At 56.5% G+C, this 12,871-nt stretch carries 12 protein-coding genes; 10 read left to right on the top strand and 2 right to left on the bottom strand.

The window, feature by feature from the left end; genetic code table 11:
• Positions 1-135: 135 nt before the first annotated feature.
• A complete protein-coding gene (locus EPN96_00290) occupies positions 136-807 on the bottom strand; it encodes a hypothetical protein (protein TAL18830.1) in 672 nt (223 codons plus the stop codon).
• 183 nt (positions 808-990) lie between these two features.
• On the opposite strand from EPN96_00290, the gene bioB reads away from it, so the two are divergent.
• The 8 genes from bioB to EPN96_00250 all read left to right on the top strand — a co-directional run bounded on the left by bioB (position 991) and on the right by EPN96_00250 (position 10,536).
• Complete coding sequence (gene bioB, locus EPN96_00285) at positions 991-1,986, top strand: biotin synthase BioB (GenBank protein ID TAL18829.1); 996 nt, start codon at positions 991-993, stop codon at positions 1,984-1,986.
• On the top strand, positions 1,983-3,143 hold the full coding sequence (locus tag EPN96_00280) for an 8-amino-7-oxononanoate synthase (GenBank protein ID TAL18828.1): 1,161 nt from the start codon (positions 1,983-1,985) through the stop codon (positions 3,141-3,143). Before bioB ends, EPN96_00280 begins: the two co-directional genes overlap by 4 nt.
• The gene (locus tag EPN96_00275; protein TAL18827.1) at positions 3,140-3,817 is read left to right on the top strand and encodes a DUF452 family protein; all 678 of its coding nucleotides are present in this window, start codon (positions 3,140-3,142) and stop codon (positions 3,815-3,817) included. The genes EPN96_00280 and EPN96_00275 overlap by 4 nt, the downstream gene beginning before the upstream one ends.
• The gene (gene bioC / locus EPN96_00270) at positions 3,693-4,562 is read left to right on the top strand and encodes a malonyl-[acyl-carrier protein] O-methyltransferase BioC (protein ID TAL18826.1); all 870 of its coding nucleotides are present in this window, start codon (positions 3,693-3,695) and stop codon (positions 4,560-4,562) included. Before EPN96_00275 ends, bioC begins: the two co-directional genes overlap by 125 nt.
• A 17-nt stretch (positions 4,563-4,579) precedes the next feature.
• Entirely contained in the window at positions 4,580-5,263 is a 684-nt protein-coding gene (bioD, locus tag EPN96_00265; GenBank protein ID TAL18825.1) for a dethiobiotin synthase, read from the top strand.
• On the top strand, positions 5,260-6,555 hold the full coding sequence (locus EPN96_00260; GenBank protein ID TAL18824.1) for an adenosylmethionine--8-amino-7-oxononanoate transaminase: 1,296 nt from the start codon (positions 5,260-5,262) through the stop codon (positions 6,553-6,555). Before bioD ends, EPN96_00260 begins: the two co-directional genes overlap by 4 nt.
• A 201-nt stretch (positions 6,556-6,756) precedes the next feature.
• On the top strand, positions 6,757-8,178 hold the full coding sequence (locus EPN96_00255) for a hypothetical protein (protein TAL18823.1): 1,422 nt from the start codon (positions 6,757-6,759) through the stop codon (positions 8,176-8,178).
• A 1,062-nt stretch (positions 8,179-9,240) separates the two neighbouring features.
• Entirely contained in the window at positions 9,241-10,536 is a 1,296-nt protein-coding gene (locus EPN96_00250) for a hypothetical protein (protein TAL18822.1), read from the top strand.
• A 67-nt stretch (positions 10,537-10,603) separates the two neighbouring features.
• Here EPN96_00250 and EPN96_00245 read toward each other — a convergent pair whose 3' ends face one another.
• Positions 10,604-11,770, bottom strand: coding sequence for a class I SAM-dependent rRNA methyltransferase (locus tag EPN96_00245; protein ID TAL18821.1), 1,167 nt, complete (start codon positions 11,768-11,770; stop codon positions 10,604-10,606).
• Positions 11,771-11,853: 83 nt separating this feature from the next.
• Here EPN96_00245 and EPN96_00240 point away from each other — a divergent pair, with 83 nt between their 5' ends.
• Both EPN96_00240 and EPN96_00235 read left to right on the top strand, forming a co-directional pair.
• The gene (locus tag EPN96_00240; GenBank protein ID TAL18820.1) at positions 11,854-12,192 is read left to right on the top strand and encodes a cupin domain-containing protein; all 339 of its coding nucleotides are present in this window, start codon (positions 11,854-11,856) and stop codon (positions 12,190-12,192) included.
• Between the two features lie 280 nt (positions 12,193-12,472).
• Complete coding sequence (locus tag EPN96_00235) at positions 12,473-12,673, top strand: cold-shock protein (GenBank protein ID TAL18819.1); 201 nt, start codon at positions 12,473-12,475, stop codon at positions 12,671-12,673.
• Positions 12,674-12,871: the final 198 nt, after the last annotated feature.

The raw sequence follows: 12,871 nt of genomic DNA, 5'->3' as shown, positions 1-12,871 counted from the left end.
TCCCGAGGATAATTCGTATTTCCGGCGACGCCATACGCCATGCCTCTAAAAAACGGCTGTTTTATTTTCATGACGGAAAAGCCCCGCGAGGAAGTCGCGGGGCTATGAATTCTTCCGCCTCGGGCCTGTTCGCCCTTACTTCCCATCCATCTTCATGTCCATCTTCATATCCATCGGGGGAGATTCCATTTTGCTTTCACCGGGTTTGACTTCCGGCTGGGCGCCTTTGTCCATCATCATGGAGCCCATGCCCCCCATGTCGCCCATCTTTTCCATCATCATTGTCCGGCCCTGAGAGGGCATGGAGTCTTTGTCCCTCATGAAACCAGACATGCTCCTGTCAATGTGCGCCTTCAGTTTTTTCCACGTCCCGTCGTCGAGCTTCGTTGAGAGAAACTGCAGAAATTCCAGATGCGCCTTGCGAATCTTCGCCTCGAAGCTGCCGAGCTCCTTTTGTTTTTTCAACGCCGCCTCGAAATCGAAACCGCGCTTTTCAAGCATCCTCGACAGCTCCATCTCCAGCACGCGAAGATCCGCCGAGGCCCGTATCATCTCCTTTTGAAGCTCGAAGCGCTTTTCCTCGATGATTTCCCTCACCTCGGCCTTTACCCCCAGAGCTTCAAAATCCGCGTGGCATCCGGCCATTAGCGACGGTCCCACCGCCTTCATCATCATAGGGTCGCCCATCTCCATCATCTGCATCATGCCCATCGGCGCGCCGCAGGGAGTAGCGCCTCCGCCGCCCATGACGGCAAGGGAGGGAACCGAAAGGAAGAGGACTATCAGGAATGCTGCGCATCTTTTCATCTCAAACTCCAGTGGTTCACGAAGGAACCGCCACAGGGACAAAGCCTCTGAAAAACTTATATCACAACCTTCGCAAATTGCACGTTGCGCCCACTCGTAAACCCGTAGTCGATTCAGGTTGACAACTCGCGGGCGTTTTTTTAGTATGGCTAAAAACGCCGGTCATTTTTCGGAGAATTAAAAATGCTGAATTGGATTTCGGCCCTCGAAGAGCGGTTGCTTTCAGGCGAAGAGGCGACCGGGGAGGAAGGTCTTCGCCTTTTCGAGCTCGAAGGCGCGGACGTTTACGAACTCTTTTCCTCCGCCAACCGCATCGCCAGGGCAAATAAGGGCCGCGCCGTGGAGCTTTGCTCGATAGTGAACGCCAAGAGCGGAAGGTGCCCGGAGAACTGCGCCTTTTGCACCCAGTCCGCCCACCACCGCACCGCTTCTCCCGTCTACCCGCTGAAATCTCCCGCCGAACTCACCGCCGCCGCGCAGGAGGCGGAGGGTTTTTCCACCAACCGCTTCGGCATAATAACCAGCGGCACGGGAGTAAAGGAAGGACCGGAACTCGACGCCATCTGCGAAGCCGTAAGTTCCATAAGCAGGCGCGGCAAGCTCGCCCCTTGCGCCAGTCTCGGCATAATGTCCGAAAATACCCTGAAAAAGCTCAAAGCCTCCGGCCTCACCAGGTTTCACCACAACCTGGAGACGGCGAGGAGCTTTTTTCCGAAGATCTGCACCACCCACGACTACGAGGATGACGTTGCCACGGTAAGGGCGGCCAGGAACGCCGGTCTCTCCGTCTGCTCCGGGGGAATCTTCGGACTCGGCGAATCCAGGGCGCAAAGGGTTGAGATGGCGCTTACCCTCCGGGACCTTGGGGTGGACAGCGTCCCCGTCAATTTCCTCGTCCCGGTAAAAGGAACCCGCATGGAGGGAATGCCGCCCCTCGCCCCGCTCGAAGCGCTGAAGATAATCGCAGTCTTCCGCTTCCTCCTGCCGGGGGCGACCATCCGCGTCTGCGCGGGCAGGGACCGTAACCTCCGGGACCTCTACAGCTGGATATTCTTCGCGGGCGCGGACGGGATGATGATCGGAAACTTCCTTACCACCGTAGGCAGGGACGTAAAGGCCGACCTTGAGATGATAAGCCAGCTCGGTTTCACCCCCGTCGCCGAAGGCGGGAAACGTTGAACTTCGGGGAGCGCATAAAAGCAAGGCTCAGCGGGCTCGAAGCGAGCGGGAACCTGCGCGAGCTGAAGAATATCGAGCCAATAGGCAAGTTCGCCCTCTGGGAAGGAAAAAAATACCTCAACCTCTCCTCCAATGACTACCTCGGCCTCGGCGCGCGCCCCGAACTTATCGAAGAGTTCTATCGGCCGCTCGCCGCAAACCCGATCGACCGCAAATTCGCGCTCTCGGCCTCCTCCTCCCGCCTCCTCACGGGAAACCATCCCGCCTACAAAGAGCTTGAGGCGCGCCTCGGAGCCCTTTACGGGGGACGCTCGGCGCTGGTTTTCAACAGCGGCTACCACGCCAACGTCGGCATGCTCCCCGCCCTCGCTGGTCCCAAAGACCTTATACTCTGCGACAAGCTGAACCACGCCTCTATAATCGACGGAATGCTCCTTTCGGGCGCTAAGTTCCGGCGCTACCCTCACCTCGGCTACGAGGCGCTCGAAAAGATACTCGACGCCTCCCGCGGTGATTTTGAAAACGTCTTCATCGTCACCGAATCGGTCTTCAGCATGGACGGCGACCTCGCCGACCTTAAAAGACTCGCCGGGCTGAAAAAGAAGTACGGCGCGGTACTAATCGTGGACGAGGCGCACGCCGTGGGGGTCTTCGGGGAGAACGGCCTGGGGCTGTGCGAGGCGCAGGGAGTATTAACCGAAATAGACATAATAATCGGAACCTTCGGGAAGGCGCTCTGCTCCGCCGGGGCCTACGGGATAATGAGCCCGGAGGTCAGGGACTTCCTCGTCAACGCCATGCGTCCCCTGATCTTCACCACCGGGCTTCCGCCGGTCAGCGTGGCGTGGAGCGGTTTCGTCCTCGATAAGGCCGCAGCGATGAAGGAAGAGCGGGAGAGACTTTCCCGCCTTTCAGCGAAGCTCCGGGAGGGGCTGGCGAGGGCGGGTCACAAGACCCTCGGAGATTCCCAGATTGTCCCCCTCGTGGTAGGCGAGAACCGCCCGGCGCTGGCCCTTGCTGAAAGGCTTCGGGAGGCGGGGCTGCTGGTCTTCGCGATACGCCCGCCGACGGTTCCCAAAAACACCGCGCGTCTCCGCTTCTCGCTCACCTCAGCCCTCGACGACTCCGACATCGCTCAGGTTCTGGCGGCGCTGTGAAGCACAGACTCCTGAAGCGCGAAGGAAACCGCGAGCTTCTCGTCTTCTTCAACGGCTGGGGAATGGACGAGACGCCCCTAGGCCATCTCGACGCCGGCGCTCTGGACCTTATCCTCCTTTGGGATTACACCTCGCCGGAGATTGAGACGGACCTTGAAGCCCTCGCCCGCGATTACGAAAAGGTCCATCTGGCGGCGTGGTCCTTCGGCGTCTGGTCGGCGGCGCGGACGCTCGCCGGGACAAAAATCCCCTTTGCCTCCTCTCTGGCGATAAACGGCACCCTTCGCCCCATCGACGACGAGTTCGGCATACCCCTCCGGGTCTTCGACGGAACGCTGGAAGGGTGGAGCGAGGAATCGCGGGTGAAATTCTACCGGAGGATGTGCGGCAGGGAACAGTTCGGCTTTTTCATGGAAAGAGAGCCGAAAAGGAGCGCAGGCGGCCAGAAAGCCGAGCTGGCGGCTTTCCGCGAATGGGTTCTCGGCGAAAAACAGCCTGAAAACCCCTTCAAAACGGCCGCTTTGGGCGCGCAGGACAAAATTTTCTCGAATGGTGCTCAGAAAAAGTTCTGGAGCGGCGAAAAAATTGAGATTTTCGAGCGCGGCTTCGGCCACTACCCCTTTGGGACGCTCAAAAGCTGGAGGGAGGTTCTTGAACTTGGCTTCCCCGGATAAGAACCTCGTCTCTTCGAGGTTCAAGAAGAGCCTTCCCACCTACTCCGATAACGCCTTCGTGCAAAAAAAGATGGCTTCGGAGCTGCTCGGGCAAATCCTCGCCCTCGGACGGGAAAGCTACCCGAAGATATTCGAGATAGGGTGCGGCTCCGGGCTCCTGACCGAAATGGCCGCCGGGGCGCTTGATTACGAGCGCTACTGTCTGAACGACCTCGTCGGAGAGTGCCGCGCGCTTGAAAACAAGATACACGGCGGAAAATTCCTCGAAGGAGACATAGAAAACCTCTCGCCCCTCCCCTCCTGCATGGATTTGATAATCTCCAACGCCGCCTTCCAGTGGCTCTCGGACCTCCCTACCCTCCTCGACCGCCTCGCGGGGACGCTCGCCCCCGGCGGAGCGCTGGGCTTTTCCACCTTCGGCCCGGGGAACGCCGTGGAGATAGCCCGAATCTGCGGCGAAGCCCTCTCTTATCCTTCGCCGGAGGAGATTAAAAGGGCTCTCAACAAAAATTTCGATGTGTTATATTTTTCAGAAGAGGCGCACAAAATCCGCTTTGAAAATCCTCTGGAAGTCCTTCGCCACCTGAAGCTCACAGGGGCCACGGGAGTAAGGATAGAGAGGTGGACTAAGAAGCGCCTCACGGAATTTTGCGCCGGGTACGAAGCGCGCTTTTCCGAAGGCGGGGGCGTAACCCTCACCTACCATCCGGTAATTGTGGTTGCTCTTTTAAGGGAACAAAACTGACGCCCGAAGGAGATTACATGGCCACATATTTCGTAACGGGAATCGACACCGCGATGGGCAAGACCGTCGCCACCGGGATGATGGCGCGGTTTCTTCTGAAGCGCCACAAAAAGGCAGCCACAGCCAAACTCGTGCAGGCCGGGTGCGAAGGGCTTCCCGAAGACATCCTCACCCACCGAAGGCTCATGGGAATCGAGCCGATAGAAGAGGATTACAACGGCCTCTCCTGCCCCTACGTCTTTCGCTTCCCCGCCTCGCCCCACCTCGCCGCGAGGATCGAGGGCGCGGAGATAGACCCCGGCAAGATACTCTCCGCCCTCTCCGTGATGGAAAAACTCTACGACCCGCTGCTCATCGAGGGTGCGGGCGGGCTCCTCGTCCCGCTGCGCAAAAACCTCCTCTGCGCCGACCTTGCCGCCTTCGCCGGGTGGAAGCTCATAGTAGTCAGCTCCGCCAAGCTCGGGTCCATCAACCACACCTTCCTAACCCTCGAAGCCGCCACCAACCGCAACATTCCCGTTGCGGGCATCGTCTATAACCATTTCGAGAAGCAGGGCCCCGCCATACTTCGCGATTCGCGCGAGATGATGCTCTACGCGCTCGAAAGGATGGGGCTCCCGGGCGCGCTGGTCGATCTGCCCGAAGTGACGGATTTCGATTCGCCTCCCGAGGTCGATTTCTCGCCGCTCTTCCCGCAATGACGAAAACCCGTTCCGAAAAGCTCCTGGCCTTTGACCGGGAACACCTCTGGCATCCCTACACCTCGATGACCAGCCCGCTTACCGCCCGCCACGTCACCGGCGCCAAGGGGTGCGAGATCGAGCTTTGCGGCGGCCGAAAGCTAATCGACGGTATGTCCTCCTGGTGGTGCGCGATACACGGCTACAACCACCCCGCCCTCAACGGAGCCCTCGCCGGGCAGCTCGGGCGGATGTCGCACGTCATGTTCGGCGGGCTCACCCACGAACCCGCCGTCACCCTCGCCCGAAAGCTCCTCGCGATAGTTCCCGAAGGCCTCAACCACGTCTTTCTCGCCGATTCCGGCTCCGTCGCCGTCGAGGTCGCCCTGAAGATGGCGCTCCAGTACCAGCTCGCGGCGGGAGAAAAGAAAAGAAAGCGCATCCTCGCCCTTCGCGGCGGCTACCACGGCGACACCTTCGGGGCGATGTCGGTCTCCGACCCCGAAAACGGCATGCACCACCTCTTCGCCGGGACGCTGCAAAAACAGCTCTTCGTCCCGAGGCCCGAGTGCAGGTTCGGCGGCGGCTTCGACCCCGCCCATCTCGAACCGCTCGCGAAAATGCTGGAGGAAAACGGCGAGGAGATCGCGGCGCTTATTCTCGAACCCATAGTTCAGGGCGCGGGGGGCATGTGGTTCTACCACCCGGAGTACCTTGCCGGGGCGAAAGCCCTCTGCGAAGAGCGCGGCGTTCTCCTCATAGCCGACGAGATAGCCACGGGCTTTGGCAGAACCGGGAAACTCTTCGCCTGCGAGTGGGCGGGGGTGACCCCCGACATAATGTGCGTCGGCAAAGCCCTCACCGGGGGCTACATGACGCTTTCCGCGGCGCTGACGACCACCAGGGTTGCCCACGGCATCTCGCAGAAGGGCGGGGTCTTCATGCACGGTCCCACCTTCATGGGAAACCCCCTCGCCTGCGCCGTCGCGGGCGCAAGCCTCGATCTCATCGCCGAAGGGTCTTGGAAAACCCAGGTAGCCTCGATAGAAAAGTGGCTGCGCGAAGGGCTGGAGCCGTGCAGGGGGATGGAAGGGGTTAAAGATGTGAGGGTACTCGGCGCGATCGGCGTCGTCGAAACCGACTCGCCAGTCAACGTCGAGAAATTACAGACCTTCTTCGTCGAAAAATCCGTCTGGATACGCCCCTTCGCCAACCTGATTTATTTAATGCCGCCGTATATCGTCACGGAGGAAGAGGTCGGGAAATTGACGGAGGCGGTAAGGGAGTCATTTGTAGGGTGCGTTAGGCTTTAGCCGTAACGCACCGGAATAACAATAAAATGGTGCGTTACGCCTACGGCTAACGCACCCTACGGAGCTACCCCGCAGCAAGCTGCGGGGTAGCTCCAGTCGAGTCCGAATCTATGACGAAGCAAGCTTCGGGGAATTGAACCCGGAGAGATTAAAGATGAGCCGAGCCCTTATTTGGTTTGGTTCAATTAAAGGAGTGTTATTATGGAGAAAGCTTTGAAGCCATTTATAATTTGCATCCTTTTAATTATTTTTAATATTAATCAGAATGCATCAGCTAACGACATAGCGGACAAAAACGGTTTAGGCCCACAATCAAAACAGGCTATCGGCCAAAAAAATCTACTGATTGTTGTTGTAAGATTTCCCGATGCGGCACCGGCTGTACCAATTGAGTCGATAAGAAAAAAGGCGGTATCCGCATTCAGCGCTTATTTAGTTGAACAATCTTACGGGCTGGCTTCTATAAATGCAGATTTCCGTGGTTACGTCATGCTTCCAGACGCTCTTAGCGCGTACAAGGTAAGCCCTTATAATAACCAGGTAGATTCCGCAAAAGTAAGAAAGCTTGTTGAAGATACAATGACAGCCGTTGAGAGTGAAGTTGATTTCTCCTTATATGATCACATGCTGATTATACCTGCAGTAAATACGACATTTGGGACTGGATATGGAATGGTCTGTTATTGCGCCAATCCGGGGATGCTAACCCCGATTCAGAAAAAGAAAGACAAATTTCAATCCGCCGGCAGGGTCGGGAAATACGAAACTGTTCGATCAAAAGGCGGAAAAGAGTTCAGGGGCGGAGTTTTCGTCGGCGCTGAAAATGCGAATCTCGGCATGTTTGCTCATGATTACTTCCATGCTTTGGGCGGGCTTTACGAAGGAAGACGCTTTGCGCCTTGTCTTTATGATTATGAGTTTCAGTCTAACACTTCGGCCGAGTGGCCAAAGAACGAATTCTATAGTCATATTTCCATATATATGGGCCCCTGGGACATCATGTCTCAGCACTTTGTTAAACCGGGCACACCTCCTCCGGGCATATCGTCATTTACAAAGATACGGCTTGGCTGGATTGGGGATGATCAAATTCAGGCTGTGAAGCCCGGCGAGACTTCGCTTTCGTTTCTTTCACCCTTATCCAGGGGAGGAGAGCTGCTTGTAGTAATGATCCCTGTAGACAAGGACACTTATTATCTTATTGAAAACAGGCAACAAGAGGGATTCGACAAGACACTCCCGGATTCAGGGATATTGATTTTGGAAGTCAAGCTTATGCCCGACGATGGGCACGGACCGGTAAGGGTCAAAAAAGCCGTAAATTCAGACACATTCGACAAGGCAACCTATAAGTTGGAGGCGGGCGGCAGGAATGCTTTTGTCGATGGTGAAAATAACGTCGCAGTAATTCCTCTTTGGAAGGAAAAAGATAACCTCGGAGTATTGGTGACAACACCGAATCTGGTTGAATCAGTTGTTAAAGCTGCGCTGGCAATACAGGAACTAATTGACAAAAACAAGGCAAAATCAAGCAAAGAGACTGAAACCGCGATTGATACGGCTATAGCTGCATTTAAGAATAATGACTTTGAAAAAAGCTATGCTATCGCTGCAAGCAAGTAATCAAAATATACCTGTCATCACTTATTTGAATAGCTAGAGTTTACGCTTGCGAGGCTCTGCCTCGCGCTCCTCGTCACTTCTTTTAAAAAGAAGTGACCAAGAAATCGGCCCGGACCCGTCGCTCGCGCTTTATGAATAAAGCGCGACCACTTCGTTACGGCTGGGCAATGCATTCCCATCGGTCAAGGAGGCTGCATTCGTGCCACGCTTCATCCCGAGCCGCGTTGTCGCTCATCGCCCGAAGAGAGCCAAGCTATTCGGGCTCTTCACTTCTAGCGGCTCGGGCGAATCGCGGCACTCTGTGACAACGCCTCCTTGACCGACGGGAATGCCGGGCACCCACTACGCTTCGCTCCGTTAAGACCCCGCGCCGGCCCGACGCCTCCACTCGTTGCGCCGCGTACGGGCCACGAAGGGGAACGAAAGGATGGCTCGCCGATAAGAATTATAATTCTTATCTTATCGGCTCGAAGGTAGTTTGTTTACAGCGATTTGAGATACGTGTAGACGATCTACCTTCGAGTCCAAAAACATTTCATAATCTCGTTTTTGGACGAGCCATCCTTTCGTCCTCCCCGTGGCCCGCAGGTGACGCAGGTGACGCAGGGAGCGGAGGCGGAAAGGGCGGCGGGGGGGGTCTTAGTGAGCGCAGCGAACGGGTGCCCCCTCACGCCCCCGCCGCAGCGACTGGTCGCTCGAAGAGCGAGCGGAACCTTCCGGGCCGAGTTTTGCCCCACTTTTTCGACAAAAAGTGGGGCGCGGGGGCGCGCCAAGCCCCGCTAGCTGTAAAACCTGCGAAGCACACAAAGATAAGTCACTGGTTTCCCGCATTCGCGGGAATGACGATAGTTGTCGAGCCCGCTTTTCAGCAAAGCTGGTCCAATACTAAGCACTGCCCCGCCCTTCGCGCTTTACGAAATAGAGCTCCCCGCTCTTCATCTCGCGCTTCGCTTCGCATTTGAACTTTTTCCGCATTTATCTGAAACAATTCTTTTTTCGCGACAGTATTGCTCTGGAAATGGTGGCAGCTTCGTTTCGCTTATGTTCCGGAGGAGGGTTGTTATGAAGAAAAAACTTGGGGTTATTTCTCTTGTCGCCACGCTGTTGCTTGTCTCGGTTTTTGCCCAGGCCCGAGTTCGTGAGGAATGGACAAATTACCTGTCAAATCCAACCATTTCCCAGTTCAGTGAATTGACTCCGTCCGCCGATGGCGGCTTCTACGCCATCACCAACTACTACGGCCCATACTACGGCCTCAATTTGGCGCGCATCGAGGCCGACGGCACTGTCTCCTGGGAACTCCGTTATGGCGAGTTCTACCCGCATATCCCTCCGGACTTCATTCGGTTTCATCACCTCAAGATTGGGAACACCTTCGACCTGAAAGCACTGCCCGACGGAGGGGTTTCGGCGATATCAACCTACTCCGATATCTCAGATCAGGTCGGTATCCCTGAGCTGAATGACCCGGAGATCCCTCTCAATGGCTATGTCATCTCCTTCTTCACAATAGACGGTTTGCTGACCGGCACTCGGTACATTCCCCAGGCGGTGCTCGACGGGAACCCGATAAGAACCCTGGAGATCGATTTCACAACGGACGGCGGGTTTCTGGTAAGGGGAGAATGTCTTTACGAAGTGGTAGTTGTGAAATACGACTCCGAAGGAAATCTCAGCTGGATGACCCCTGTCGGCTTTCGTTCATCCTATTTGTCATCTTCTGCGCTTGCGGCGGACGGTGGAGTCTTTGTGCGGGCGTTTGCTGACGGCGGCGCTTACTTCTACTCTGTCCGCTTAGTCCGCATTGGTCCGAATGGGGAGATAATCTACGACTTCATCGGGGACCCCTGCGATGATAGGTTGGATTTCTCACGCTTGATCCCTCTGCCTGACGGAGCTCTACTGGAGGTGGTCGGTCTCGGTCAGGGTAATCATTACGAATCAAGCAGCGACTTCATGGTACGCCAGTGCTCACCGGAAGGCGTTTGCGGGCCAAGGACAGCCCTGATTTCTTTCCGCGCGGGACACGAAACAAAGCTTCGCGATGTGAAACTGGCGCCGGACGGCGACATCATCGCCATAGGCCTTAAAAACCGGAACGGCGACAAAACCGGCGAACCTCTTGTTCCCTGGATTCTGAAGGCTTCTCCAGCCGGTGAAAAAGCTTTCGAGGCAACCTTCGGCGGCGCGTACGAATTTGAAAACGTAATGGAAGTGCTCCAAATAGCTGACGGGAATTTTCTGGTGACTGGCTTTGGCTACACAGATTACCTGTTTGAAGGCCGGACACGCTGGGGCAATCTCGGCTCCCTCACATTGTTGTCTACTGGAGGACCTCAAAGACAGCATGCGAAGTAGACAGCGCAACTAAAGGCTTTAGGCTTGATTCGGCCCGCCATTCGGCGGGCCGAGTTCGTTTGTGCAACTACAGAACCTTCAACAGCAGAACCTTTAAATACATAGTCTCCGCCATCGCCGGTATCCACGGATGGTCGGCGGCCTGCCTGCCTACGCCGATAACCCTCACCTCGCGCCCGGCTTCGCTTGCGGCGAGAGCTACGGCTTCGGTGAACTCGTCGGGGCTGACGTTGAGGGAGCAAGAGCAGGTGACGAGGTAGCCGCCCGGCTTCACGCGCCGGAGCCCCCACTTGTTGAGGTTCAGATACCCTCGCAGCGCGGCGGGCACGCTCTTCTTGTTCTTGGCGTAGGCGGGGGGGTCCAGCACAACCACGTCGTAGCGCGTCTCTTCCTCGCGCAAGAGTTCCAGCACGTCGGCCTTGATGCACTCGAAATTGGCAAAACCGTTGGCCTCGGCGTTTTTGGCGGCAAGGTCGAGCGCCCCGGCGGAGATGTCGGCGAATGAGACCTCTTTCGCGCCGTATTTGAGGGCGTTCAGCCCCCAGGAGCCGGAGTAGCAGAAGGCGTCAAGAACCTTTGCCCCGCCCGCTATCCTCTCCAGCAGCCGGTAGTTCTCCCTCTGATCGAAAAAGAAGCCTGTCTTCTGCCCCCCGTAAAGGTCGGCGAAGAGTTTCAGCCCACCGAGGGTGAAGGAAACCAGCTCGCCGACCTCGCCCCTCCCCACTTTCACCTCCCGCGCCAGCCCTTCGAGCTCGCGTACGGCGGAATCGTTGCGAAGGAGGATTCCCTTGGGCGAAAAGAGGCTTTGGAGCGCGTCCAGCACCGCTTCGGTCCGTTTCTCCATCCCCGCCGTGAGTATCTGGACGCTGAGGGTGTCCTCGAAACGGTCGGCGACGAGGCCGGGAAGCCCGTCCCCTTCGGCGAAAACCAGCCGCGCGCTTTTAGCCTCCTCCCCGTACCATTCGCTCCGAAAATCGGCGGCTCTCTTTATGCGGCTGAAAAGCTCCCCCTCATCCAGGGGCACGTTTCCCTTCTTCGAGTGGAGGCGCACGGAGATAAGGCTTTTCGGGCTGAAGGTCCCCGAGCCAACCGGTTTTCCCTGATAATCCACCACGGTCACGTCCGAGCCCGGCTCCAGGGTCGAATCGAAATTCTCTATCTCGTTGGAGAATATCCAGGCGTGGCCCCTGGAAGTGCGCCTTTCGGCCCCGCGCCTCAGCTTCAGCACTTTCATGATTGTTTTTCCTCTTCAAATCCGGTGAAACCTTGATTCGATGATATACTAATCCGCGAACCCGAGCGAAAGGAACATGGCATATGGCGACGACAAAGATCGAAGGCGGCAAGCCCTTTTCGCTTCGCGGGATGGTCGCGAAGCAGGAGGGCTCTATAGTCAGCAGGATACTCCTTCAGGACGAGACGGGAACCCTTACCGTCTTCGCGTTCGACGCGGGGCAAGCGCTCTCGGAGCACACCGTGCCCTTCAACGCCTTTATAGAGGTCATCGAGGGCGAGGCGGTGATTACCGTCGGCGGGAAACCCTCCACGGTGAAGGAAGGGGAGATAATCCTTATGCCCGGCGGGGTTCCCCACAAGGTCGACGCGGTCAGGGACTTTAAAATGCTCCTCATCATGTTCAAGACGCCAAAAACGTGAGAAAACGGGCTGTCTACGCATAGCGGTGGAGCCGTTTTAATACTGAACATCGCTCTGGGCACAACGCCGGGGGTGAATTTTTTTAAAAATATCCTTGACGGGATACGCCGATCGGTACTAATTTGAAATAACGTTTTATAATGCCAATCATATTTTGGCTTTCTATCCGGCCGCAAAATGAAGGCAGCCGGGAGCGCCCGTTGACGGGTAGGCTCCTTTTTTATTTTGGTTTTTCGTAATCATCTTAAGAGAATTGCTATCTCAAGGCAGGGGAACAGCGATGGAAAAAGGAACAGTCAAGTGGTTTAACGAACAAAAGGGTTTCGGTTTCATCACCAAGGAGAACGGACCGGACGTTTTCGTGCACTTCAGCGCGATCCAGGGCGAAGGTTTCAAAACCCTTCGCGAGGGCGACGAAGTCACCTTCGACGTGATACAGGGCCCCAAGGGTCCGCAGGCGGCGAACGTAAAACGCGCCTGACAGAAGATTCAAAGACTAAAAAAGCGGGCCTCGCGCCCGCTTTTTTTTGCTCTGAAACCGCCCGCCGCGAAATCCGGCGCCGGAAAAAATCAAAGGCCGCCATTGCTGGCGGCCTTTTGTGCCCTCCCCGGTTCGGCAGGCCGGACCGTACAAACAACTTCAGGATAACCGTCTATTCTCACTTTTTTCTTACAATGC

The sequence above is a fragment of the bacterium genome, from assembly GCA_004322275.1.
In the GTDB taxonomy this organism is placed as follows: Bacteria; Desulfobacterota; Deferrisomatia; order Deferrisomatales; family BM512; genus SCTA01.
The sequence above is the reverse complement of the archived record's forward strand: the minus strand, read 5'-3'. Positions and strand labels throughout refer to the sequence as shown.